At 63.6% G+C, this 25,140-nt stretch carries 13 protein-coding genes, 7 pseudogenes and 1 riboswitch; of the genes and pseudogenes, 9 read left to right on the forward strand and 11 right to left on the reverse strand.

Annotated features, from left to right (window positions below; all coding sequences use genetic code 11):
* The 3 genes and pseudogenes from AC0IX7_RS21285 to AC0IX7_RS21295 all read right to left on the reverse strand — a co-directional run bounded on the left by AC0IX7_RS21285 (window position 1) and on the right by AC0IX7_RS21295 (window position 5,642).
* Window positions 1-3,208 (reverse strand): annotated as a pseudogene (locus tag AC0IX7_RS21285) (efflux RND transporter permease subunit).
* Between the two features lie 3 nt (window positions 3,209-3,211).
* A pseudogene (locus AC0IX7_RS21290) lies at window positions 3,212-4,380 on the reverse strand (efflux RND transporter periplasmic adaptor subunit).
* Window positions 4,377-5,642, reverse strand: coding sequence for a TolC family protein (locus AC0IX7_RS21295; protein ID WP_133032468.1), 1,266 nt, complete (start codon window positions 5,640-5,642; stop codon window positions 4,377-4,379). Before AC0IX7_RS21295 ends, AC0IX7_RS21290 begins: the two are co-directional and overlap by 4 nt.
* 197 nt (window positions 5,643-5,839) lie before the next feature.
* Between AC0IX7_RS21295 and AC0IX7_RS21300 the strand changes: the two genes are divergently transcribed.
* Complete coding sequence (locus tag AC0IX7_RS21300; RefSeq protein ID WP_333962438.1) at window positions 5,840-5,983, forward strand: hypothetical protein; 144 nt, start codon at window positions 5,840-5,842, stop codon at window positions 5,981-5,983.
* A 79-nt stretch (window positions 5,984-6,062) separates the two neighbouring features.
* Here AC0IX7_RS21300 and AC0IX7_RS21305 read toward each other — a convergent pair.
* Window positions 6,063-6,723, reverse strand: a pseudogene (locus AC0IX7_RS21305) (cation efflux transmembrane domain-containing protein).
* Window positions 6,724-6,792: 69 nt separating this feature from the next.
* Here AC0IX7_RS21305 and AC0IX7_RS21310 point away from each other — a divergent pair.
* Window positions 6,793-7,197 (forward strand): MerR family transcriptional regulator, encoded by a 405-nt coding sequence (locus AC0IX7_RS21310; protein WP_235516308.1) that lies wholly within the window; start codon window positions 6,793-6,795, stop codon window positions 7,195-7,197.
* Between the two features lie 49 nt (window positions 7,198-7,246).
* Here AC0IX7_RS21310 and AC0IX7_RS21315 read toward each other — a convergent pair whose 3' ends face one another.
* Both AC0IX7_RS21315 and traA read right to left on the reverse strand, forming a co-directional pair.
* Window positions 7,247-7,975 (reverse strand): DUF6118 family protein, encoded by a 729-nt coding sequence (locus AC0IX7_RS21315; protein WP_380788808.1) that lies wholly within the window; start codon window positions 7,973-7,975, stop codon window positions 7,247-7,249.
* A 69-nt stretch (window positions 7,976-8,044) separates the two neighbouring features.
* Window positions 8,045-11,003 (reverse strand): annotated as a pseudogene (gene traA, locus AC0IX7_RS21320) (Ti-type conjugative transfer relaxase TraA).
* A gap of 174 nt (window positions 11,004-11,177) precedes the next feature.
* On the opposite strand from traA, the gene AC0IX7_RS21325 reads away from it, so the two are divergent.
* The 7 genes from AC0IX7_RS21325 to AC0IX7_RS21355 all read left to right on the forward strand — a co-directional run bounded on the left by AC0IX7_RS21325 (window position 11,178) and on the right by AC0IX7_RS21355 (window position 18,933).
* Window positions 11,178-11,507: a conjugal transfer protein TraD gene (locus tag AC0IX7_RS21325; protein ID WP_031393025.1), complete on the forward strand. Its 330-nt coding sequence runs from the start codon at window positions 11,178-11,180 to the stop codon at window positions 11,505-11,507.
* A 13-nt stretch (window positions 11,508-11,520) separates the two neighbouring features.
* Window positions 11,521-11,745 carry a conjugal transfer protein TraD gene (locus AC0IX7_RS21330; RefSeq protein ID WP_031393026.1) on the forward strand — a complete coding sequence of 75 codons (225 nt, stop codon included), beginning with the start codon at window positions 11,521-11,523 and terminating at the stop codon, window positions 11,743-11,745.
* The gene (locus AC0IX7_RS21335) at window positions 11,742-13,571 is read left to right on the forward strand and encodes a type IV secretory system conjugative DNA transfer family protein (RefSeq protein ID WP_471814274.1); all 1,830 of its coding nucleotides are present in this window, start codon (window positions 11,742-11,744) and stop codon (window positions 13,569-13,571) included. Before AC0IX7_RS21330 ends, AC0IX7_RS21335 begins: the two co-directional genes overlap by 4 nt.
* Window positions 13,572-14,272: 701 nt before the next feature.
* Window positions 14,273-15,148: a replication initiation protein gene (locus tag AC0IX7_RS21340; protein ID WP_031392895.1), complete on the forward strand. Its 876-nt coding sequence runs from the start codon at window positions 14,273-14,275 to the stop codon at window positions 15,146-15,148.
* 555 nt (window positions 15,149-15,703) lie between these two features.
* Window positions 15,704-16,789 (forward strand): sulfite oxidase, encoded by a 1,086-nt coding sequence (locus AC0IX7_RS21345; RefSeq protein ID WP_031392894.1) that lies wholly within the window; start codon window positions 15,704-15,706, stop codon window positions 16,787-16,789.
* On the forward strand, window positions 16,789-17,229 hold the full coding sequence (locus tag AC0IX7_RS21350; protein ID WP_051916165.1) for a YidH family protein: 441 nt from the start codon (window positions 16,789-16,791) through the stop codon (window positions 17,227-17,229). The genes AC0IX7_RS21345 and AC0IX7_RS21350 overlap by 1 nt, the downstream gene beginning before the upstream one ends.
* Window positions 17,230-17,468: 239 nt before the next feature.
* Window positions 17,469-17,545, forward strand: a riboswitch (Fluoride riboswitch).
* A 23-nt stretch (window positions 17,546-17,568) separates the two neighbouring features.
* Window positions 17,569-18,933, forward strand: coding sequence for a voltage-gated chloride channel family protein (locus AC0IX7_RS21355; RefSeq protein ID WP_471814276.1), 1,365 nt, complete (start codon window positions 17,569-17,571; stop codon window positions 18,931-18,933).
* Between the two features lie 498 nt (window positions 18,934-19,431).
* Here the strand turns inward: AC0IX7_RS21355 and AC0IX7_RS21360 are convergent.
* The 5 genes and pseudogenes from AC0IX7_RS21360 to AC0IX7_RS21380 all read right to left on the reverse strand — a co-directional run bounded on the left by AC0IX7_RS21360 (window position 19,432) and on the right by AC0IX7_RS21380 (window position 25,088).
* A pseudogene (locus AC0IX7_RS21360) lies at window positions 19,432-20,675 on the reverse strand (molybdopterin-dependent oxidoreductase).
* Between the two features lie 106 nt (window positions 20,676-20,781).
* Window positions 20,782-21,933: a TDT family transporter gene (locus AC0IX7_RS21365; RefSeq protein ID WP_031392889.1), complete on the reverse strand. Its 1,152-nt coding sequence runs from the start codon at window positions 21,931-21,933 to the stop codon at window positions 20,782-20,784.
* Window positions 21,930-22,801: pseudogene (locus tag AC0IX7_RS21370) on the reverse strand (LysR substrate-binding domain-containing protein). The gene AC0IX7_RS21365 and the pseudogene AC0IX7_RS21370 overlap by 4 nt, the downstream one beginning before the upstream one ends.
* 88 nt (window positions 22,802-22,889) lie before the next feature.
* Window positions 22,890-23,855, reverse strand: a pseudogene (locus AC0IX7_RS21375) (malate dehydrogenase); the annotation flags it as partial.
* Window positions 23,856-23,918: 63 nt separating this feature from the next.
* A complete protein-coding gene (locus tag AC0IX7_RS21380; protein WP_051916164.1) occupies window positions 23,919-25,088 on the reverse strand; it encodes a beta-propeller fold lactonase family protein in 1,170 nt (389 codons plus the stop codon).
* Window positions 25,089-25,140: the final 52 nt, after the last annotated feature.

Raw genomic sequence — 25,140 nt, forward strand, 5'->3', positions numbered from 1 at the left:
TCAAAGGCGGCAGTTCGATGTGTCCCCTGATGGGGCTGGCAGCTCGCGCCGTCCGAAACGAGCGTAGAGCGTCGGCAGCACGAACAAGGTGAGCAAGGTTGCGGATATCAGGCCACCAATGACGACGGTCGCCAGCGGCTTTTGCACCTCGGCTCCAGCACCATGACCAAGTGCCATCGGCACAAAGCCAAGCGATGCGACGAGCGCCGTCATCGCAACCGGCCGGAGCCGCGCCAGAGCGCCTTGATGCGCCGCTACCGCACGATCCATGCCTTGCCGCATCAGATCATGGATGGACGACACCATGACCAGCCCGTTGAGAACCGCGACACCCGATAGCGCGATGAAGCCGACTGCCGCTGAAATGGAGAACGGCATGCCTCTTAGCACCAGCGCAAGGATGCCTCCGACCAACGCCAGCGGAACGCCGGTAAACACGATCAACGCATCCCTGACGGAACCAAGCGCGCCGTAGAGCAGGAACATGATGACCACGAAGCAGATCGGCACCACAACGCTGAGCCGATCGCGGGCAGATGCCAGGTTCTCGAACTGACCGCCCCATTCGAGATACGTGCCGGGCGGCAATTTCACCTGAGCGTCGATGGCTGACCGGGCATCAGCCACGACACCCGCCACGTCTCGATCGCGCACGTTGGCCTGCACCACGACACGCCGCTTGCCGTTCTCGCGACTGATCTGGTTGGGACCATCGACCACGGCGATATCCGCCACAGTCGATAGCGGTACGAAGCCGCCACTGCCGGTCGGCACCGGCACCTGAGCAACCGCCGTCAAATCGGATCGTGAGCTTTCTGCCATCCGGATCACGACGGGGAAGCGACGATCGCCTTCAAAGATCACGCCAGCCTGTCGGCCGCCAATGGCTGCGGCAACCGTGTCCTGCACGTCACCGGCCGTTACCCCGACGCGGGACATGGCGGTACGGTTCGGCCGGATATCGAGCATCGGCAAACCTTCGGTTTGTTCGACCCGCACGTCTGCTGCACCCCGCGTCTTTCGAAGGATGCCGGCGATCCGATCTGCGGTCGCGTTCATCTCGCCAAAGTCATCGCCAAAGACCTTGATCGCGATATCGCCGCGCACGCCTGCAATCAGCTCGTTGAATCGCATCTGGATTGGCTGGGTGATCTCATAGGCGTTGCCCGGCAGGGTGGAGAGGCGCTTTTCCAGCCGCTCCACCAGCTCTTCCTTGGACAGGCCGGGGTCGGGCCACTCCTTCTTCGGCTTCAAGATGACAAACGTGTCAGTCGCGTTAGGCGGCATTGGGTCCGATGCGATTTCGGACGTGCCGGTGCGGGAGAAGGCGAAACGGACCTCAGGGGCCTTGGCGAGTGCCTTTTCCACCTGGAATTGCATTGTCTGGCTCTGATCGACCGATGTGCCGGGGATGCGAACTGCCTGCACGAGAATGTTGCCCTCATCGAGCTGCGGCAAGAACTCTTGCCCCAATGTCGTGAAAGCTGCCCCGGCAAGCGCCAGCGCACCGATCGCAACGCCGATGGTAAGGGTGGGCCGGCGCATCGCCGCATCAAGTCCCGGCTCATAGCGCTGCCGGAGGAACGTGACGACGCGGCTTTCCTTCTCCTCGACCCGCTTGCTGAGCCAGATCGCAATCGCTGCCGGTATGAAGGTCAGCGACAGGATGAAGGCGAACACCAAAGCAATGATGACGGTGAGCGCCATCGGCTCGAACATCTTGCCTTCGACACCCGTGAAGGTGAGCAACGGCGCATAGACCAAGATGATAATAGCCTGCCCGTACACCGATGGGCGGATCATCTCGCGCGCCGATGCCGCGACAATCCCGAGACGTTGCTCGATCGTCAGCACGTCATCGCGACCATGCTGCGCCTCGCCCAAACGCCGTAATGCGTTCTCCACGATAATGACCGCGCCATCCACGATCAGACCAAAGTCGAGCGCACCAAGGCTCATCAGATTGGCCGAAACGCCCGCCTCCAACATGCCGATGCTGGTCAGCAGCATCGTAATCGGAATGACGCAGGCCGCGATCAGCGCCGCGCGGAAATTGCCAAGCAGCGCAAACAGAACGACGATTACCAGCACCGCACCTTCGGCGAGGTTGCGGGCAACCGTCGAAATTGTGGAGTTCACCAGCTCGGTCCGGTTCATGACCGGCTTCACGACAACATCGACCGGCAAAGAGCGGCCGATCTGCGTCAGCCGTTCGGCAACGCCGGTCGATACCGTGCGGCTATTCTCCCCGATCCGCATAACCGCGGTGCCGACGACAACTTCATGGCCGTTTTCTGACGCCGATCCCATGCGTAGCGCCTGCCCGGTGCGAACGGTCGCGATCTGGTTAAGCAGGATCGGAACGCTCTCGCGGGTGGCAACGACGGTACGTGCCAGCTCGTCGGCGTTGCGAACACGCCCATCCGATCGAACCGCCAGCCCTTCTCCGTTGCGGTTGACCACGCCAGCGCCCGCGCTGGTATTGCTGCGCTGAAGGGCGGTGGTGAGATCCTGAAGCGTTAGCCGCATTGCCGCCATGCGCTGTATGTCCGGAATAACGAGATATTCCTTGGTGTAGCCACCAAGGAGTCGACGCCAGCAAGCCCGGCCGTGCTTTTGAGCTGCGGCGTGACGATCCAATCCTGTACGGTGCGCAGATAGGTCGCCTTGTCGGCGTCGCTGACAAGGTGATCCCCTCGGGGGTGATATAGCTGGCATCGCGCTGCAAGCCGGGTTCGCCGTTGCGGTGGTGAACTTGGTCCAGCTCGCGATATTCGACCGTCCACATGAAGATATCGCCGAGGCCCGTAGCGATCGGCCCCATCTCGGGGTTCACACCTTCGGGAAGGTCTTCCTCAGCGGTTCGCAGACGTTCCGCGACCTGCGCTCGCGCAAAGTAGATATCGGTCTTTTCACCGAAAACCGCTGTGATCTGGGCAAAGCCATTGCGACTTAGCGAGCGGGTATATTCAAGGCCAGGAATGCCCGCGAGCGCGGTTTCGACCGTGAACGCAACCTGCTTCTCGATCTGATCGGGGGAGAGGGCAGGAGCAACGACATTGATCTGCACCTGGTTATTGGTGATGTCGGGTACGGCGTCGATCGGAAGCTGACGCAGCGCGCCAATCCCGAGCAATGCAGCCGCGATGGTGAGAAGCAGGACGAGCCAGCGCTTCTCGACGGAGAGGGTGACGATGCGACCGATCATGGCTCAGTCCTCATCCCCGCCTGCACCCTTGCCGAGTTCGGCCTTGAGCGTGAAGCTGTTGGTGGAAGCGATGCGCTCCGAGCCGGTAAGGCCTGCCGTTACGGTGACTTGCCCGCCGTTGGTGCGACCAAGCGTCACGGAATTGCCCGGAATCCTGTCGCAGTGCGGACGAACACGAACGACTTGTCCTCGATCATCTGCACTGCGGCCGATGGCACGGCGACGGTGCGGTCCCCGGTCGCAGGAACGAGGATCGATACGTTGACCGTTTCGCCGACGCGCCATGTGCTGCCGGCGTTGTCGAGGGTAGCGATCACCGGCACCAATCGGGTCGTCTCGTCCAGAATGGGGGATACGAACGTGACGCGCCCCTCCTGACGCCGCCCCGGTGCCGTCACTTCGACACGCACGCCGGGTTTCACCCGACCGGCATCGGTGGGGACGAGTGAGGTGGTTACAGTGACCTTCGACAGGTTGGCGACGCGGAACAGCTCTGCATCGGCCGCGACCGCCTGCCCGAGTGTAGCGGATCTCGCGATGACCTGGCCGGCGATCGGCGAGCGAACCGCGATGCGGTTGAGCGCGCCGCCTCCGCTGCCCGTCGCTGACAATTGCTGCTGCGCGAGGCGAAGGGCAATGCTGGCCTCCGTCGCTGCCGTCCGCGCTGCGACCAGATCCTGCTCTGGCGAAACACGTTCAGCGAACAGGCGCTGTTCGCGGCGAAGGTTTGATTGGGCGAGTGCGGAACGCGCGCGCGCGGCTTCTACCTCCGCTTTCAGTGATGCCGCTTCCCGGCTTTCGATGATAGCCAGCGGGTCTCCCCGGCTGACTGACTGCCCGAGATTGCTGGTGAGGGAAACGAGCCGACCGCCTACGGAGGTGGACACAACCTGCACACCCTGAGGATCGCCCTCGATCGTTGCCGATAGCTCGATCGCTCCGGCCACGCCGCCTACTGTAGGACGCGTAACCTCTATCCCGGCATCCGCAATCTGCTGCGCGGACAGGGTGACGATATCCTTTGGACCCTCCTTGGCTTCGCTGGCCTCGGCACCTTCGGTCTTCTCGGCTCCGGCTTTCTCACCGGCCTCGCCGTTGCCACCCCCGCCGCATCCGGCAAGGAGGACAGCCAGGGTCACAGGCGCGAGCGCCCGCATGATGGTCTTCGTCATTGATTGGTTTCCTCGGTCGAGGGCGCTGCGGCAACGAGCCGTTCGAGGCGTGCCTTGGCGTCGTGATAGGTGGCGAGCGCATCGATCGCGGCGGTTCGTGTTTCGGACAGGGTACGTTCGGCATCGAGCAAATCGAGCTGACCGAACTTGCCCTCCCGGTAGCCGATCCGGGCGATCCGAGCGGCTTCGCTTGCCGACGCCAATGCCGGCCCGCTGGCGTTGCGAGCGGTCGTCGCGGCATTCGCGACGTTCGCCTGTGCGCTTGCGATATCCTGCGCGGTATCCAGCTCGGCCGCGCGACGTAGCGCCTGCGCCTGATCAGTCTGCGCCCGCGCCTGCGCCACTGCCGCCTTGCCGTTGTTGAACAGTGGGAACGGGATCGACAGCCCGAACACCGCTGCCACGTCGTTCGTAGCCTCAAGCCGTCGTGCGCTGGCGCTGAGTGTCACGTCGGGAATGCGCTGCGACCTAGCAAGCCGCACCTGTGCCTCTGCCGTTGTCACGTCCGCGCGTGTCGCCGCCAATGCCAGCGTCCCGGCGGTCTCGATCGGCCGCGCTGGACCAAAGCCCTCGACACGGCCGAACCACACCAAGTCCAACGGTCCCGTGAGGGGTTGGCCGATCCGTCGGGCAAGATTGCTTCGGGCGACCTCGGCAAGCCGCTCTGCGCGCTCCACAGCCGTCTCCACGTTGATCCGCAATACATCGGCGCGCTGCTGTTCGAGCGGTGATGCTCGCCCCGCTTGAACGCGGACGCCGGCTGCGCGCGATGCTTCGCGGGCGATACCGGCCTGCTCGCGCGCGGTCACCAGTCGGCGTTCCGCTGCGGTCGCCTCGATGTAGAGCTGCGTGATGGCAAGCCGTAGATCAGCCTCGGCCAACGCCGTGCCTATCCTCGCTCGATTACCAATCGCATCTGCGACAGCGATCCGTGCCGATCGTTTGCCACCCAACTCGATCGGTAGTGCCAGACCTGCCGTTGTCTCGGCGCTTCGAAGACCGCGATATTGGCCGCTGCCGGCAATGTTCTCGGTCTCGGCGACGATCGACGGGTTCGGGCGGTAGCCGGCAACCGTGCGGCCTGCTTGTGCTGCCCGGACGCCAGCCGTGGCAGCCTCAAGGCTGGGGGCGCTGGCTCCGGCAAGCGAAAGCGCCTGCTCAAGGGTGAGCGGGGGACTGGTCGATGTTGGATCGGCTGACTGCGCCTGTGCGATCGACGCGCACGACGCCACGGCCAATAAGGCCGCAATAAAACGGTGCATGGGTAACGGACTCCTGACGAACCTTGGGCATCCGCACGGGCTTTCCCGGCGGAATTAGGCGTTGGTCAGGCTTGGGGAGGACGTAGGGCTGGGTCCGACGCTACCGGGGCCTTGGGCGCATTGCGCCACATCGATGCAGTCATACGAACGCTGCTGGCTGGTCCGGTTGAATCGGACGCGATCGGCACGCCGACATGATGGCCGTGGCAACCACCATGATGGTGAGGATAAGCCTTGTCGGCGTCTGCCGGCACTTGGTCGGCATCGCCGTCGCAATGATCGAGGGAGCTGACCGCTGTGGTATCAACGCACGTCACGCCTTCGGTCGCATGCGCGACTGATCCAAGCCCGAGCATAAGCACGAGCATGAAACTGAGGAACAGGGCGGAGAGGCGGTGCATCGGCCCGCGCCTTAGCAGCTTACCGACTGCCATGTAACGACTGCTGGTAAGTAGCGGGGGCGGGTGAGGGCTCGCTACGCATTTCGGCGCGTGCCTGCCGCATGATCTGAACACCGCCCGATATTCCCAACACAGCCATCAAGGTGGCGACGGCGAGATCAGGCCACGCGCTGTTGAGGCCGAACACTCCGCCTGCGGCCAGTACGACGGCGATGTTGCCAATCGCGTCGTTACGCGAGCAAATCCACACTGACCGCATGTTCGCATCACCGCTTCGAAAGCGGTACAGCATGACCGCGACTACAAGGTTCGCGATCAACGCGGCGATGCCGACCACGCCCATAATTTCGGCATGGGGCGTTGCTTCGTGGAGCGCCCCCATCCCGCCGCGAACAAGACATAGACGCCTAGCAAAGCAAGCGTCGCCCCCTTCAACATCGCAGCGCGTGCGCGCCAGGCTATCGCCATTCCGGCAACGCCAAGGCTGATTGCGTAGTTCGCAGTATCCCCAAAAAGTCGAGCGCGTCGGCTTGCAGCGCCTTCGATCCACCCGTGATGCCGGCAACGATCTCGATAACGAACATGCCGCCATTGATGGCGAGCGCAATCCATAGCGCGCGCCGCCACTTAGGGTCGTTGAGAGTGTCCGCCTTGTCGGACGCGCAGCTTGTGCAGGCCATATTCGCCACCTCGATAGAATCGATCTGACAGCCTATATGCACCCTCTAGTCGCTAGAGGGTCAAGCGCTGTGTCTGAGAAACTGACGATCGGAAAACTGGCTGGTGCGACCGGCACGAAAGTCGAGACGATCCGCTACTATGAGCAGATTGGCTTGCTGCCGGCTCCTGAGCGATCGGCGGGGAACTATCGGACCTATGAGGGCGCGCATCTACGCCGCCTGTCCTTCATCCGTCGCGCGCGTGATCTTGGCTTTTCAATCGATCAGGTGCGCGAGCTTATGGGGCTTGCCGATCGGCGCGATCAGTCCTGCATCGCCGTCGATGTCGTTGCCAACCAACACCGCGACGCGATTAGACGCAAAATTGCAGACCTCACCGCGCTTGCTGGTGAACTCGACGCGCTAATAGATTCCTGTAGCCGCAACACCGTCGCCGACTGCCGGATCATCGAAGCACTTGCCCCTTCCGCATAGCGCATCGCTGCTGTCCGGTGGAATGATCGGCTTGCACCGCTTGGGCACTTCAATCCGTGGAGCTGACGATCGCACTTCTTGCCGCCACGTCATCCCGACTGATCTCGATGGTACAGCGCACCGTCTTCTTAGTCCTCACAGCTATCTTGTAGCAGGCTTGCACAGCCTTGCGATTTGCGGTGATGATCCGATCGGCTGCCGCGATGTTGGCGAAAGCATCCGGCCCAGCAGCTCGCATGAGGCGCTGCCCGGCTTCCCATTTCGGTAGGTCAAGCGTGCGCGCTGCCATCCACTCGGGCACCTGCCACTTCCCCGGGAGCTCGCGCGCGATGATCCCCGGCACGATCGTCCATAGCAGCGCCCCGCCCAGGCACGCTCCCGCACCGACCTGCCACAAGGTACGGCGCTGCTCGTCCGCACGGCGGGCAGAACCGCCGATACCGTGCAAAGCGGTCGTCGCCTTGTCCATCTTCTCACCGGCGGTCGCGATCATGCGCCGATCCTCGTCGCGGGCATGGCCGCCAGCCGCGACGATCCGGTCGGCGACATAGCGCAGCGCGACATTGTCCTCGGCCGTTTTCGCCAGCACGCCGACATTTTGCATGGTCGCGTTGAGCGCCTTCGCCATTTTCCCCAGCGTCTCGCTGTAATCGGGTATCTCCGGCACCTCGGCGCGCTCCGCGGACAGCCGCTCGACGGCGCGGCGCAACAGCGCAAGCTCACCGCGGACACCTTCAAACGCCTCCGCTGCGGCGTCCAGTTCGTGATCGTCACCCATGCACTTCTTCCCCTTTACTGCATGAAACCACAAACCGGATCGTACCCGAAAGCACGAACCGTCACCGGCTCATCCCCGATCCCGGTCGCGCCCACGATCGAGCGACGACGACAGCGCATCGCCGATCGACCGCTCGCTTTCCTGCTTCAGTGCCAGGTCGGGTGCATGGCGACGCAGTGCGGATTCGAGCTGCGGGTCGCGGTGCAGCCCGCCCGCCACCTTCTCCATCCGCTCACGCAACCGCTCGGCACCGGCACTGTCGCCGGCCCGCTCCATTCCTGCCCGCGCCTGCTGCATTTTCTGCCAGCCTTCCACGAACCGCTCGGCACGCGCGTCCGGGTCTAGCCGCACACGCTTCTCGTCGGCCATCGCGCGTGTCGCGCCAACTGTGTTGCCGCCCGACACCTGCTCGATAAGCTTCGGATCACGCGCAAGCGCCGATGCAAGGTCGCGCGCGGCATGGGGACGGGTCGCGTCCAGCCTCTCGCCAGCCTTCTGCAAAGCGCTCTCCTGATGCGGCAGCACCGGCAGACCCTTGTTGCGCATCCGGCCGATATCGCCCGCGGCACGTGCATAGCGTTCGATCGCCTTGGCCTGAGAGACGTCCAAGGTGGTGTTAATCGGCCCCCTGGCTGCGATCACGGGCGGTGTTAATCAGACCCCTGGCCGTGATCGCGGGCAGTGTTAATCGCCCCTCTTTCGCGACAGCCGGCTTTGGCCGGAAACCGGCAAACATGCCCTTGGCCTTGTCGCGCACCTTCTCGACCATCTGGCGTGCGAGTTCCGGGAACCGGATCTCGCGCCGATCGGCGAACGCCCGCGCCTGATCCTGCTCGGGCTTAGCGTAATCGCCCGCCATGTCCTTGCCGCGATCACGCGAGAGCGCGCGGACGAGCTGGCGCTGGTCGCTGAAGTCGTCGCGGCCATAGTGGAGCTGCACGTCGTCACGATGACGCGACATGCCGACATAGGCGCTGTGCCGGTCCATGCCGGGGGTGGCGAGGACGTGCGCGCGATCGACCGTCACGCCCTGCGATTTATGGAACGTCGCCGCATAGCCATGATCGACATGGGCATAGTCCTTGGTGTCGAACGCGACGCCGCGCCCGTCATCGAGGCGCACCGCCATGCCCTCGGACGATACCCGCTCGATCGTCGCCAGCGTGCCGTTCTTCACCCCCATGCCGCGCTCGTTGCGCAGGAACATGATGCGGTCGCCCGTCGCGAACTGCCGCTCACCGCGCTCGGCCTTCACCGTCACGTCGTCGCCAAGGTCGCCGGATGCGCGCAACCGGTTGCGCGCCTCGCCATTGAGGCTCTGCACTTCGGCGTTGGTGTGGGTGAGGATGATCCGGGTCTTGCCCGGCTCGGTCTGGCGTGCGCGATCCCAACCGTCCACCAGCTCGCCCCGCGCCTCGTCACGGTTGTCGGCGACGTGGACCATGCCCTTGCTGTCATAGGCATGGATCGCCTCGCCGGTGCGCCCGGTCGCCAGCGCACGCGTGGCGTCGCGCTGCCAGTCCTCGCGCTGCCGGCGTATCTCGGTGATCTCGGCCGCGCCGTGGCGCTCGGTGACGCTGCGAAAGGCCGCGCCGGCCTCGATCGCCTGCAACTGCTCGGGGTCGCCGACCATCACGACCTTGGCCCCGGCATCGCGTGCTTGGGACAGCACCCGCTCCATCTGACGCGAGCCGATCATGCCGGCCTCGTCCACCACCAACACGTCCCTTGGGCCTAGCTGTTCACGCCCCCGCCCCCATGCGTGTTCAAGGCTGGCGATGGTGCGGGACTGGATGCCGGACCCGCCCTCAAGGTTCTCGGCCGCGATGCCTGACAACGCCGCGCCGCGCACCGTGTAGCCCTGCCCCTCCCAAGCCTCGCGCGCGACGCCCAGCATCGCCGATTTACCGCTGCCGGCATAGCCGACGACGGACGCCAGCCCACTGTTGCCGGTGACGTGATCGAAGGCGTCGCGCTGCTCGCTCGACAGGACAAGCCCTCGGCCCTCGGCTGCGTCGATCGCGGCGTCACGATGCCGATCGACGATGCCATGCGCGGCGCGGCCCGCCAGCTCGTCGCTCGCGCGCTCAAGCCGGTTCTCCACCGCGATCATGTCGCGGCTGGTGAACCGCTCCTGGTCGCGCCCGTCCTTCCCCAATGCGACCAGCTCGGGGCTGGCGCGCACCGCCCCCATCACCTGGTCGAACTGCTCCTTGCCGTCGCTGTGCCGGAAGGCGAACGTCGCCAGGTCGCGAGTGGTGAACGTGGCCTGCTGCCGCGTGATCGCGTCCAGCGCGACATTGGGATCGGCGATGATCTTCTCGCCGTTCTCACGAGCGATGCGCGTGTGATCCTCGATCCGCTCCGCCTCAAGCCCCTGCTCCGGACGACGCGATGCGGCCGGGCCGATCTTGTGCTGCGGTTCCAGCCCGATCCCCTGCGCCTCGTAACTGCGGTGGTCGATGCGACCCTCAAGCCCAAGCTCGGCCATGCGCTCATTAACGTGGGCGCTCCACGCCTCGCGCCAGTCCTTCAAAAGCTCGGTCGAGTTCCAGTCGCGGTTCTTCTTCCCGAACCCCTCCGGCCCCACGTCGCGCATCGCAAGCATGACATGCGCGTGCGGCTTGGGCGTGCCGTCCTTCGCCTTGTCCCAATGCACGTTCAGATCCGCGACCATCCCGCGATCGACAAACTGCTGCTTCACGAAATCGCGCGCTAGCTGGACGCCCTGTTTCTCATTCATCTCGCGCGGAATCGAGAACTCCACCTCGCGGGCAAGCTGCGCGTCCTTGCGTTTCTCGCCTGCCTCCACCTCGTTCCACAAGGTCGTGCGGTCGTTTAAACGCTCCGGTGCGCCCTGTGGCAACATCACTTCGGAGTGGATCACGCCTGCCTTGTTGCTGAAGTCGTGATTCCGGTTCAACCGATCGTCGTGCAGCTCGGATGCGGAGCGATAGGCGGCGCTCGCGACGGCGCTCGATCCGTTCGCGCGGCTCACAACCTTGGCGGAGAAATGGTAGATCGCCATGACGCCCTGCTTATTGCACTTCTGAGCGCACGTCGGCAACGACGTATAAGCGCGCACTCATCCTCCGCTTCGCTCCTCCTGATTGACTTGGTGCTGCGTTCTGCTCGTTCTGGCTTTACCCATATGCTCGGCGCGCTAAGATGTTGATGAGCGATACGCGGAAGGGTAAAGGCGATGCGGAAGGTTCGCGATTACGATGCCGAGCTGAAGGCACTGGGTGACAAGGCCCGCGCGCTCAAGGCAAAGCGGGTCGAACAGCTTGGCCAGCTCGTCGTTGCGACCGGGGCCGATGCGCTTGATCCGGAAACCCTCGCCGGGGTGCTGCTCGATGCGATCGGATCAAAGGATGCGGGCGCGAAGGAGGCATGGCGCGCGAAGGGCGCGGCCTTCTTTCAACGACGTGGGCGCAAAGGTGGCGGCGCTGCTGCAATCGACGGATCGGGCACTGCGACTGAACCAGGCGGCGACGCTGCGGGCGGAAGCGGCGGAACGGCGAACGGATAGCAGGGGCTGGGTCGTGCAACGTCGCGAACGAACACGCCATCTGATTGAACTGGGCGGGCTGGTCCAGAAAGCCGGGCTGGTCGAGCTGACCGACGACGATCGCGCCACGCTCTACGGCGCGCTGCTCGATCTCGCCGGGCGTGGTCGCGGCGACGATGCTGGCGACGTGCTGGCGCTATGGAAGCGGCGCGGCAAGCGGGCGTTCGACGCGGAAGCGGAAGGGAGCGAAGCGCAATGAGCGATTTCGATATCGAGACGATCCGTGCCCAAGTCCGCGCGATGAATTTCGTGCGCGGCACGCCGGCGGAAATCGCGATGTGGCATGAGGACATGGCGGACTCGCGCGCCAACCTGGTCATCGAGGACATGATCCCGACGCCCAACGACGATGCGTTCTTCGCGATGATGCTTGACGAGGGCGTGCCCTCCCCTTGTATCGCAAATCCTGCTCCGGCTGCTCGATCATCCCGACTCCGACCGGTCCTTGCCGGTCACGCCGATGGAAGCGCACTGATGCCGAGGCGACGGATCAGCCCGCTGTTCGCGGTCTTCGTCGCCTTCGTGGTGCTGATGGCGAGCAACGCCTGGCTCAAGGGCATCTTCGGCTATGGTGAGATTGCGACCGACATTCCGTTCCTGCTGGCCGGCGCGATCCTGTTCCTGGCTTGGCGCTTCAACCGGCGCGCCGCCAACCAGCGGAGCGATCTGCTCGGCTCCGCTCGTTTCGGCGACCGAACCGACGTGCGAAAGCTGGAGGCGAACGGAGATCTCCTGATTGGCCGCTCGGCGAAGTCAGGCAAGCTGCTGCATTACGACGGCGCGGCGCATCTGCTAACGATGGCACCCACCCGGTCGGGCAAGGGCGTCGGCACGATCATTCCCAACCTGCTGCTGCTCGATCGCTCGGTGATCTGCATCGACCCCAAGGGTGAGAATGCCCGCGTCACCGCCCGTGCGCGTGCCGCCAAGGGCAAGGTCTGGTGCCTCGATCCGTTCGGCGTGTCGGGTCAGCCGCCTGCCCGCTACAATCCGCTCGACCGGCTCGATCCCGCCAGCCTCGATCTCGCGGAAGATGCCAACACCCTCGCCGACGCCCTAGTGCATGACGCGCCGGGGCAATCGGGCGAAGCGCATTGGAACGAGGAAGCCAAGGCGCTGATCGCGGGGCTGATCCTGCATACCGTCGTCCACGAACCCGCCGACGCCCGAGTGCTGGCGACGGTGCGCGACAAGCTGACGCTCGCCCCTGCCGGCTTTGCCGCTTTGCTGGCCAAAATGCAGGACAGCGCCGGCGCCGGTGGCCTGATCGCCCGCGCCGCCAACCGCCAGCTCGGCAAGTCCGATCGCGAAGCCGCTGGCGTGCTGTCCTCGGCACAGCGCCATACCCACTTTCTCGACAGCCCTCGCATCGTCGCCAGCACCGCCGCGTCGGATTTCACCTTCGCGGGGCTGAAGGACACGACCGCCACCGTGTTCCTGTGCCTGCCGCCCGATCGGCTCGACACCTATGCGCGCTGGCTGCGGCTGCTGGTGAGCCAGGCCGTCACCGACATGGCGCGGTCCACCGCCCGTCCTGCCCGGCCCGTGCTGTTCCTGCTGGACGAGTTCGCCGCGCTCGGCCGTCTCGAACCGGTTGAACGCGCGATGGGCCTGATGGCGGGCTATGGCCTCCAGCTCTGGCCGATCCTCCAGGACATGCACCAGCTTAAGGCCACCTATGGCGAGCGCGCCGGCACCTTCATGTCCAACGCCGGCGTGATCCAGACGTTCGGGGTCAACGATCATGCCACCGCCGACATGCTCTCGCGCACGATCGGCGACACCACGATCGAATATGATACCGTCAGCACGTCGCGCGGCACCGGCTGGGGCGAAAACCGCGCTGGTCCCTCGGAGAGTGTCAGCGGGCACGTCTCCGCTCGCCGGCTCGCCACACCGGACGAAATCATGCGAATGCGGCCCGATCAGCTTCTGCTGCTCCGCCAGGGCGAAAACCCGCTCGCGGTCGAGAAAATCCGCTACTACGATCAACGCGAGTTCACTGGCCTGTTCGATCCTGCGTGACGATGTGCGAAAGGTGAGTTTTGGGGTAGCGCCTCACCTTCCGAAGGTGACGGAGCTGGTGATCGGATTGACGATCTACGAAACCGATCGCGAAGGAGCTGATTTAAGCACCAACAGCGAGGTTCGGTGCTGCAAGGGTGCGGATCGTGGCAAAGCCCTCTTCCCTGCCCTCATGGCGCTCTTGGTCGGCTCTGGCGTAGTATCTGGTCGCCAGCTTGCCTTTCTTCTTTTTCCGCTAAGCACGCGGCGTTTGCGCCGCTCTGGTGACAGCGCAGCTGGCACCAGACGAATAGTGCATCGGCCATTAGGCCGATTCCATTTGCCTATTCTGACGGTGGTTATCCACAGGCTCGCCACCCCAAAGCTCACCTTTCGCCGTTCAGATTCTCTAATTCTTCTGATTCAAGATTCAGAGCCCTGAAAGGTCCGTATTTCTGCCGAAAAATGCCTCCAATAGTGAGCGTTGGGGTCGATTCGCGTGAGTTTCGGGGTAGCATGCGGTGAGCTTTGGGGTCGGTAAAAGTGAGTGTTCGGGCAGGGTCCAGTGAGTGTTGGGGTACCCCAATGGTTGGGTTAAAAGGATCGGTGAGTTTTGGGGTATCCGCCTCTCTGCTCCACGGGGAGCTGAAACATTTGCCTAGCTCACTTTTCGTGATTAGGGTGAGTTGGTAAGTTCCTCTAGCTCACCGTTGGTCAAGCCTATGTCGCAACCTGCCGTGGTCGATATGACATTCCGCACGCTGGCCCAGAAGGGACGTGGAAATCCTTTTGATCCCGCCAACTACGGTGAAATCGTCAAGCCCGGCGAGTTGGTCGATATTGTAGAGCTAAGCCCCCTCACCCTCGCGGATCGCCGTATCTACAACCTGCTGATCGCCAATGCCTGGGAACGCATTGGCGAGCCGATCATCCATCGCATTGCGAAATCCGGACTGAAAGGGACGCACCAAGGCAACGAGCGCATAGAGAGTTCACTGCTGCGCCTCATGGGCACCATCGCGATCGTCACGATCCGCAAGGATGGCAAGAGCTACAAGCGCCGTGTCCAGCTGCTCGGCCCAAGTGATGAAAGCCTCGAAAAAGACGGCTTCCTTCACTATCGTATCCCAGAAGAGCTAATCGAGATACTGCGGAACAGTCAGGTTTATGCCCGTCTCAAGACGCAGGTAATGTATTGCTTCGAGTCAAAATACGCACTTTGTCTCTATGAAATGATCGAGCGGCGCATTGGTCTCGAATACAAACAGAAAGAGGAGTTTACGATCGAAGAGCTGCGCGGCCTGCTTAACGTGCCTGAAGGTAAACTCGAACGCTTCGCTGATATGAACAAATATTGTCTGAAGGTGGCTGTCGAGGAAATTAACAAGCTTTGCCCCTTCTATGTCGATTTCACGCCGATCAAGAACGGGCGCAAGGTCGAACGGGTGGCACTCCACTGGTTCCCAAAAACGTCCAGCGGCAAGCGCGACGCACAGAACCTGATCGACCAGCACAGCATTGTACGACGGGCAAAGCTGCGCGGCGGAATTCCCGAACTGCCCGTGCTGGTAGATTTCAGCGCGTCGGCCCAAAGGTGAGCCGCTACCCCAAAACTCACCGATAGGCTTTGCTACCAACCTCTACATGCCAGACACGTGTTCACGTTCCATCGTGTTCTCGTGTTCTCGTGCTATCATGTTCACATGCCAACAAGTGGGCTGGCGGATTCCGGGGTGCCCGTTACAGATGCCGGGCATTCACCCAGCCCTTGCATGTTCCACTCGGGACGGATCATTCGGATCGCCCCCTCTTCGGGGTCGGTACATAGAACGGACCCAGATATACGTTAAGCGCCCTCATCCGGGTTCAGGCGGCGCAAATCACCCGTTTGTCGCGCATCTGCGATGGCGACAGGGTTTTCCGTCATCCCTAGTACCTAGCGACGACTTTTGGGACAAAGCCGTCGTAGCAAGTCCAGTCACATCGCGACGATCTACGGGAAAGGCTGTCTGGCGCTCGGCGCCTTTCGCGCGACGGCATGGTGATCGCTCCACCGCCGTCTAGAAAGGGATAGGCTATCGAAAGAGTCTGGGTGACATCGCCCAGCAAAACGATCGATTTCGCTACTGATTTCATCATGGTAGGCCGCTTGCATGACCGCATCCGATCGCGCCGAACAGAATCTGATCCTCCGCTGTCCGGAGCCGCTCAATGCGGAAACGCCCCCGGATAAACTGATCACGTCCTTCCTGACGCCGCAGGCGAACTTCTACATCCGCAGTCACGGACCAACGCCGGAGCTGGCCGACGATCATCGTATAGCGCTGGACGGCTTAGTCGACCGCCCGCGCTCCTACACGGTTGCCGAACTTCAAACGGCATTTGCGACCCGGACAGTGACCGCGACCATGCAGTGCGCCGGCAATCGTCGGGCACATCTTCAAGACGTGGAAAAGACTTCGGGCGATCCCTGGGACGTGGGCGCGATTGGCAATGCGGCGTGGACCGGCGTCGCACTGTGCGACGTGCTCGCCGCAGCCGGCATCCAGGACGGCGCGTCGTTCGTCGGCACTACGGGGGCCGACAACGTGGATGTCGATGGTGAGACGGCACCGTTCGGTGCCTCGATCTCGATCGCCAAGGCGCTAGAGCCCGACGTGCTGATCGTCTGGGCCATGAATGGCGAGGCGCTGGCCCCCGAACATGGCGCACCGCTGCGGCTCGTCGTGCCGGGTTATGCGGGCGTTCGTAGCGCCAAGTGGCTGACGCGCATCGAGGTGCGCGATCGCCCGTCCGATGCGCCGATCCAGGCTAAGGACTACAAGCTCTTTCCGGCGTCGGTAGCGAAGGAGGACGCAGACTGGGATCGGGGTCTGACTATCGAGGAGATGCCGCTCAATGCTGCGATCTGCGCGCCGGTGGACGGCGCGCATGTCAGCGCCGGCGCGTGCGAAATCGCGGGTTATGCGGTCGCCTTCGGCCGAGCGGTCACCCGCGTCGAGGTCTCCGTCAATGGCGGCACCGACTGGCTGCAGGCGGAACTGACTGCAAAACCCGATGCGCCTTGGAGCTGGACGCAGTGGCACGTCACGGTCGATCTGTCTCCCGGACTCCACGTCCTGATCGTGCGCGCCGTTGACGGTGCCGGGCAGATGCAGCCCGAACGGCCCGAGCCGATCTGGAACTTCGCCGGCTATCTCTCGACTGCCTGGCATCGCATCGCCGTTACCGCTGGCTGATGGACGCGCCGCACGACGCCGATCGGGCCCATGCGAAGCTGGCGGAGAGCGCGAGCAAGCTGAAGGACAGCGCAGTCCAGCAGGTGGACAGCGCCGACCGTCGCACAGAGCTTGCCGCGGACCGCACAATCCTCGCCGGCGAACGCACCTATGCTGCCTGGGTGCGTACCGGACTGGCGGCGCTCGCTTCCGGTATCGGCGCGCGCGCGCTGCTCAAGGACGTCGTGTTCCCGTGGCTGGCGACGGCGACCGGGACCATGCTGATCTTGTTCAGCGCCTTTTGCTTCGCCGCTGCGGTGTGGCGAGAGATGGGCGCAGGCGCCCCGCCGCCACGACCGGACATCAAGCGCCTGCCAGCGACGTTGCTCCTAGTGATGAACGGGTTTCTTATGCTCGTGTCACTGGCCGCGCTCGTCGGCATCTGGACGGCACGCTCGTAGCAGCCATCCCTAGGTTTGCTGCGAACCGATCAGACCCCGCAGCGCATCCGCGGCTTTCGTGCGGTATCGCCCCCTTGTGACGAAGCCCGAAAACGACGTGGGCCAAAGCCGATCGGTCCCGCATGCAGCGTACCCGGGGTCGGTACATATAACGGGCTCAGATAGACGCTGCCGACTGGCCGGTCCGAGCATTTGCCCGACCAACATGCCCATTGACGGTTGGGGCAAACGTCTAATAGATCGACTTTGGCAATGGATTTCTGCCGGGCAATTTGGCCGAACCGCTCTGATAAGAGCTGATGATTCCTACTTGGCGCCTTCAGGCAGCAAGGAGGAATTGTGCGCGCTACCTTTCGCAATCTCGTCGGCACGCTGAATGTCGCGGCATTCATGCGCGATCGTCACGACCATGCGATCTCTGTCCTGCGCTGGGCGCTGATCTTGCTGCCCATGGCGGCACTCGTCGGGACGCTATGTGCGGCGTTCCTGCTGAGTCTCGATACCGTTACGCGACTGCGGTTTGCATCGCCTTGGCTGCTCTATCTGCTACCGGTGGGCGGGTTCGTTGTCGGATTCCTCTACCATGTCACCGGGCGCACAGTGGAAGGCGGCAACAATCTGATCGTCGAGCAGATCCACGAGCCTGGCGGCGGGGTGCCTCTGCGGATGGCGCCGCTCATCTTCTTCGGCACAGTGGTGACGCATCTTTTCGGTGGCTCGGCCGGACGTGAGGGCACCGCCGTCCAATTGGGTGGAAGCCTTGCCAGCGGTTTCGGCCGCGCGCTCCGCCTCGATGCGGGCGGCACGCGCATCCTGTTGATGACGGGTATCGCAGCCGGGTTCGGCGCGGTCTTCGGCACGCCGATCGCAGGCGCGGTCTTCGCGCTCGAAGTGCTGGCGATCGGCCGCGTTGAATATTCCGCGCTAGTGCCTTGCCTCGTTGCAGCGCTAGTCGGCGATTGGACGTGCCTCGCCTGGGGTATCCATCACGGTGTCTACCCGATCGGTGCGTTGATACCGGTCGATGCGCTGCTCGTGACGAAGGCGGGTATTGCGGGGATCATATTCGGATTGGTCGGTTTGGCCTTCGCCGAAGCCAACCACGTGGTCGGGGGATGTCTGAAGCGGATCGTCCCCTATGGTCCGCTACGTCCAGTGATCGGCGGGGTCGTCGTTATCGCGCTCGTCTTCCTGTTCGGCACGCGCGACTATCTAGGCCTGGGTGTCCTGGCAGCGAGGCCCGAGAGCCTTACCATCGCCAGCTTCTTCGGACCAGACACGCATCCGTGGAGTTGGGCGATCAAGCTGCTGTTTACTGTCGTCACGCTCGGTGCGGGTTTCAAAGGTGGTGAAGTCACGCCGTTGTTCTTCATCGGCGCGACGCTCGGTAACGCGCTGGCGCCTTTCTTGGACGTACCGACGGGCCTGTTCGCCGCGATCGGCTTTGTTGCGGTCTTTGCCGGGGCTGCCAATACCCCGCTCGCCTGCACCTTCATGGGGATTGAACTGTTTGGCGCCAGCTATGCGGTGCCGATCGCCGTCGCCTGTTTCGTGGCCTATCTCTGCTCGGGCCACAATGGCATCTACCTGTCGCAGCGCGTTGCGATACCCAAGGTGCCCGCGAACGGCCTCGCGCCCAATGCAACACTGCGCGAGACACGTACACGCCGCACAGCACTTCGCGCGCAGAACCGCGTGTCGTGAGTGATGTGCTTAGCCTGATCCCCCGATACGTCGGGCGCAGCCTTCGGATCGGGGTCTTGCGCCTTGCCCTTCGCGGCGCCCGGCTGCTTTGCGCTCATGGCGGTCAGATAAGCGACGATCGCCGGCACGTCAGCCTGTGCAACAGGAGCCTTGTAGACCTCGCGCATCTTGGTGACCTCCGCGGTCCACTGATCGGAGGAGAGTGGCGGCTGGTTCAGCGCCATGCTCGCCGAATGACACGAGGTGCAGTTGGCGTTGATGACGTCGGCATGCGGGCCGGCGGGATATTGCCCTTCGTCGGTCGGGAGATCGACCGAGGTGGACGCCAGCGAGAAGCCGCGCGCCGAAACGCTTGGCGGCGGTGGTGCGGTCGGGGCGGCAGGCGGCGGGGCGATGCGGCTGTTCGGGGCACCGATCGCGAGTAGAAGAACGACGGTCGCGCCGACGAACCCGAACGACAGCGTGCCGATGGAAGGCGTTTTCATGGGGGAGCGCTCCTCAGCCGACGACGATGTTGGTGGTTTCGATGTTGCCGCGCATGAACCCGCCCGGGTTCCAGATCGGCGTCATCGGCTGCGCGATGCCGGCGGTGTTCCAGCAGCGCGACATCAGTCTGGTCGGGCCCGCATGGCTGAGCGGCACCTGCGCATCCCAGCGGCGGAAACTGTATTTGCCGTGATCGGGGCCAAGCGTCGTCTTGTACCAGCTCTTGCCGTTGTCGGTCGACACATCGACCTTGGCGACGCCGCAATCGCCGCCCATCGCGATGCCGCCCAGCGGGATTGACCGGTCAAACGCGATCGCCTGCCCTTCGTCGAGGCTCGTGACCCAACTGCGCGGGATCATCTTGTTGATCGGGACGGCCGGGAAATCCTTCTGGCCAGGCCGCACGTTCGCGCCTGGAGTGTCAGGGATCTTGTACGCCTTGGCCATCCAGTAACCGTCGTCGGGCGCGGCAAGCACCTCGATGTCGTTCAGCATCTTGACCCAATAGGTCGAATACCAGCCGGGTACGATCAGCCGGACCGGGAAGCCGTTGAGGAGCGGCATCTGTTCACCGTTCATCCCGAAGGCGAGCATCACTTCGCCGTCGCGTGCGTGGTCGATCGACAGCGACTTCGCAAAATCCGGTCCACCCGCGACCACCGGCTGGTCGAGCGCACCGAACCGCACCGCGACCGCGCCCGGCTTCACGCCGGCGATATCGAGCACGTCGCGCAGGCGCACGCCGAGCCATTTGGCGTTGCCCATCGCCCCGTGACGCCACTGCGCACCGGCAACAGGGGCTGGAACAGCGCACGCGAATTGCCCGAGCATTGGTTGATCGCCGCCAGCTCGACGCGTGGCAACTTCAGCAGTTGCGCGAGCGAGATCGACAGCGGCCGCGTGACCGCGCCGTGCACCTTGATCCGGAACGCCTCGACATCGATCGCGGTCGGAATGTCGGCCCAGTGCCAGCGGACGAAGAACTGGTCGTTCGGTGTGAAGACGTCGCCATTGAACACGCTCATCGGCGTTTCCAGCAGCGGCGGGTGGATCCGCTGGAGGATCATGCTGCCCTTGCCGGGGAACGCACTGGTTATCGGCCGTTCCGATGGGCCACCCGGAAGATGCAGGTCGACCATGCTCTGCGCCAGCGCGGGTGCGGCGATCAGCGCGCCGCTGCCGATCGCAGCCTCTGCGAGAAAGCGACGGCGGTTCGTCGCCTGCGCCAGTTTCATATCCAGGCTGTCCACCAGCATTCTCCCTTCGATGTCATGCTCTTATGCGCGATCCGTCCGACGGTCTGCCCGGTACGGGTCGATCGGATGGGCCGGTTCGATCCGGCAGGACGATCAGTTCGGCCCATCAATTGGCTTGGGCGATGCAGGGCGACACGAACAGGTTTCCGCGCCAGCCGCCTGCGACCGTCTTGGCGCCGACCAGCAGCCACATCGCTGCGAGCGCGATGGTGAGGATGGTGCCGACGATCCCGAAAAAGCCGAGCTGGAGCGTCGTGCCGAGCTTGAAGGTGGCGACAGTGTAGACGCCGAGCGGGAAGGTGTAGCCCCACCAGCCAAGGTTGAACGGGATACCCGCGCGCCAGTAGCGGATCGTGATCAGCGTCGCGAGCGCCAGCCACCACAGGCCGAAGCCCCAGAGCAACAGCCCGGCGATCGTGCCGATCCCCTGCGCTACCGCGCCGATCTGGCCGAGGCCGTTGGCGGCGAGGATCGCGGGCGCGTCGCTACCGAGCACCAGCATCCCGAGCGCACCGGTGCCGATCGGACCGAGCGCGAGCCAGCTCGAGGCGGCCATGCTCTCGTGCGGCAGCTTGTGGAGAGCCATCCGCAGGATCAGGATCGCGAGAATGCCGAACGCGACCGGCACCGAATAGGCCCACAGGACATAGGAGGTCGCCAGCACCACGAACTGATGATGGGCGTCGGCCAGATGCGGTGCGAGCAGGCCTCCGCTCGCGCCTGCGACCTCGGCCGCGACCACTGGCAGGAGCCACACCGCGGTCATGCCGTCGAGCGAATGTTCGTGCCGGGTAAACATGAGGTAGGGGATCGCTACACCGCAGGCGAGCGACATCGCGACGTCGATCCACCACAATGTCTCGGCGATCGGGATCACGCCGGCGCCGAACCGCGGCAGGCCGAACGCCAGGAACCCGTTGATGATCGTCGCGAGGCCCATCGGGATCGTACCGATGAACATCGATACGGTGTTGTGCCCGAAGATCCGCCGCGCCTCGTGCCCGAACATCGTCCAGCGCGCGGTGTAGAGCCCGGCGAACAGCGTGAAGAGCGCGATGTTGAAATACCACAATGCCTCGCCGACCGGGTGCAGCGACGTGCCGACGCCCGGCACCTGCGGTAAGGCCAGCGCCAGGATACCGGTGCCCATGGTCGCGGCGAACCAGTTGGGCGTGAACTGCCGGATCATCTCGCGCGGTGAGTCGAGCCGGCTGAGCGGCTTCAGGCCATCAAGAACGGGTTTCAGATCGGCGGTCACTTGCCAGTCTCCTTGATGAGATCGGTCAGCGCATCGGCCGCCCGGGTACGATAGCGCTCTTTGTGCCGCAGCGCGTAGAACGGACGCCGCGGCAGACCGAGCGGCAGATCGTGCAACGTTCCGGCCGCGATTGCAGGTGCGACGACATGCTGCGACAGGACCGCGACGCCTGCGCCAGCCTCGACCGCGCTACGTACCGCCTCGTTCGACGGCAGGGTCAGCGCGGTGGTGAGGTCCGACGGATCGACGCCGCGCTGGCGCAACACCTCCTCGAACGACGAGCGCGTGCCCGATCCCTGTTCGCGGACGATCCAGCGCGCGGCGCGGATCCAGTCCTCGTCGATCGTGTCGGCTGCGCGATCGCTTACCAGCACCATGCGGTCGTTCGCGACCGTCCAATGCGCGAGCGCGGGCTCGTCGATCACACCCTCGACGAAGCCGAGCTCGACCGCACCGTCGAGCACGCGCGCCGCGGCCCCTCGGTGTTGTCGATCGCCAGTTCGATTGAGATCGCGGGGTAGCGCGCATGGAACGCCGCCAGCTGGCGGGGCAGCCAATAGCCTGCGATCGTCTGGCTTGCGACCAGCCGCAGTGTGCCGCGCTCCAGTCCTGCATATTCGGCCAGTGCAAGTTCCGCGCTGGCGGCACGGCCAAGCACTGCGCGCGCGTCGACCAGAAACATGCGGCCCGCTTCGGACAGTTCGATCCCGCGGCCGACCCGGTGGAACAGCGGCACGCCGTGCCGAGCTTCTAGCGCGGCGATGGCAGCGCTTGCGGCTGACTGCGTCACATTGAGCGCTTCGGCAGCGCGCGTCATGTGCTCGCGCTCTGCGACACCGACGAAAATCCTGAGTTGTTCGAGGGTCATGCCCGATCTCCTTGCCCCAATGATAGGGAAAGGAGATCAATCGCACCAACCAAAGATTACAGTCATTCCAATCAGATATACCGATCGTTCATTTCAGAATGTCGATAACCGCCTCACGTTCATCGACCAGTTCGGCAATCGTGCGATCGAGCATCGATCGCTGGAACGGATCGAGGGTCAGGCCTTCGATACGCGCATACCCACCGCTCATGCAGTGCACCGGCACGCCGCACACCAGTCCTTGCGGGATACCGTAGGAGCCATCTGACACCACGCCCATCGACACCCAATTATCGCCTGCGCCGTGCACCCAGTCGCGCAGATGGTCGATCGCTGCATTTGCGGCCGACGCGGCCGAGGACGCACCCCGTGCTTCGATGATCGCGGTTCCGCGCTGCGCAACGGTGGGGATCAGGGTTTCGCGGTACCAGGCCTCGTTTCCGATACGGTCGGCAAGCTTTTGGCCATCGAGTTCGGCATTCCCCCAGTCGGCAAACATCGTCGGCGAATGGTTTCCCCAGACGACGAGCTTTGTAATCGCATCGACACCTACACCCGCCTTGGCCGCAAGCTGTCCCTGCGCGCGGTTGTGATCGAGGCGGATCATCGACGTGATGTTTTCGGCAGGAAAACCCGGTGCGCTTTGCGCAAGAATCCAGGCATTTGTGTTGGCGGGATTGCCGACGACCAGGATCTTGGCGTCACGTTTGGCCACTGCGTCCAATGCTGCGCCCTGCGTCTTGAAGATCGCTGCGTTGGCAGCGAGCAAATCACGGCGCTCCATGCCCTTTGAGCGGGGACGAGACCCAACCAGCATGGCCGCATCGATGTCCTTGAAAGCCACCATCGGATCATCAGTAATGATCACACCTGCCAGTAGCGGGAACGCGCAATCCTCCAGTTCCATGACCACGCCGCGTACGGCGTCCATAGCCTGCGGCACGTCGAGCAGTTGAAGGATAACGGGCTGGTCCGGTCCGAACACGTCACCCTGCGCAACCCGGAAGAGCAGCGAATAGCAAATTTGTCCTGCGGCACCGCTGATCGCGATCCTGACGGGGGCTTGGTCATTTTAGAAAGGGCTTTCCTTGGGAAATTACAGACGGTGTAAGACCGATCAACGCGCCGCCACGGCAAGCGCCGCATCGCGCCCGGATGGCACCAGATTGGCGAGACCTTTTCCTGATCGCACGGCACCAGGAACGTAGATCAGGCTTTGCGCATCCGTACTGATAGGGATTGTCGACACGGTGGTGTACGTCAGCGTGTCGATCCCAGCGACCTTGTTGGTTCCGGCCAGGCTGGCATAGATTCTCGTACCATCGCCCGACGGCCAAACCGCACTTGGAGCCGCTTGTAGCGGGACGGTTGCCACAGCCTCCAGGCTGTCGGTTCTATAGACCTTGATTGCAGGTTGATCGCCGCCAATGCTGACATAGGCAAAGGAATCGTCCGCGCGCTGGGCGAAGTTGACCGCGCCCGTTGCTGGACCAGTGTTTATCACTTCGCGTACCGCAAACGGCGGTTTGGCAGCAAAAACCGTGGTCGTGCCGCTCTCGCGGCGTGTTGCCCAAATCTGTTTGCCATCTGGCGAGACCGCGATTGCTCCCTCACCTGCACCGTTGCTGGCAACGTGTCCGACGACGCGCCGATGCTCGACGTCGACAACCAGGATGGACGGCCTTTCAGTAAGCGATACAAAGGCATAGCGTCCGTTTGGCGACAGGATGGTCGCGCCCGCTCCGCCACTTGCTGGTACGCGGGTGATCTCCCGCGCGGTCTTAGGATCCACGACTGCGATGGCATGTTCATCGCCGAGCGAAACCCAGAGTTCGTGCCCATTGGGCGTAAACGCGACGGCGGTAGGCGACGTCTGGAACACGGTCCGGCCTCGTTCCGTGTTCGTGGCCAGATCTACGAGCGTCACACTGTGCTGCGCTAATGCCGATACCGCCAGGGTCCGCCCGTCACGCGTTGCAGCCAGGTGCTGGACTTTGGGGCTGGAAAAGCTGGGCTCAGCTATCGCGCTTTTGGTGAGGTCGATGCGTCCCAGTTCGTTGCCCGCTGCAGGATCGATGACAACGATCTTTGTCGATGTCGGGTCAGACACATAGATCCGGTCATGATGACTAAGGTCGATATCAGCCTTCGACCACGGTGCCTGAACCGCCTTGATATCGCAGGGAAAGTCGTCCGCCGCAGGTGCAGCCCAATAGGCCTGAGCGATCGCCGGGACTGGGGCTACGGAGGCCAACATCGCGGCAACCAGAACGATCGCAGCTTTCATCGTTTGATCCTTATCGCGGATCCGGCGGGTGATCGTGCCAGTCCGATGCCGC

It is taken from the genome of Sphingomonas sp. AC411 (assembly GCF_979253035.1).

Excerpts from the sequence above, each read along its gene's own strand:
- AC0IX7_RS21295 (WP_133032468.1), bottom strand. The coding sequence starts at position 5,642 with ATGCACCGTTTTATTGCGGCCTTATTGGCCGTGGCGTCGTGCGCGTCG.
- AC0IX7_RS21300 (WP_333962438.1), top strand. The coding sequence starts at position 5,840 with ATGGCCGTGGCAACCACCATGATGGTGAGGATAAGCCTTGTCGGCGTC.
- AC0IX7_RS21315 (WP_380788808.1), bottom strand. The coding sequence starts at position 7,975 with ATGGGTGACGATCACGAACTGGACGCCGCAGCGGAGGCGTTTGAAGGT.
- AC0IX7_RS21325 (WP_031393025.1), top strand. The coding sequence starts at position 11,178 with ATGCGGAAGGTTCGCGATTACGATGCCGAGCTGAAGGCACTGGGTGAC.
- AC0IX7_RS21335 (WP_471814274.1), top strand. The coding sequence starts at position 11,742 with ATGAGCGATTTCGATATCGAGACGATCCGTGCCCAAGTCCGCGCGATG.
- AC0IX7_RS21340 (WP_031392895.1), top strand. The coding sequence starts at position 14,273 with ATGTCGCAACCTGCCGTGGTCGATATGACATTCCGCACGCTGGCCCAG.
- AC0IX7_RS21345 (WP_031392894.1), top strand. The coding sequence starts at position 15,704 with ATGACCGCATCCGATCGCGCCGAACAGAATCTGATCCTCCGCTGTCCG.
- AC0IX7_RS21350 (WP_051916165.1), top strand. The coding sequence starts at position 16,789 with ATGGACGCGCCGCACGACGCCGATCGGGCCCATGCGAAGCTGGCGGAG.
- AC0IX7_RS21380 (WP_051916164.1), bottom strand. The coding sequence starts at position 25,088 with ATGAAAGCTGCGATCGTTCTGGTTGCCGCGATGTTGGCCTCCGTAGCC.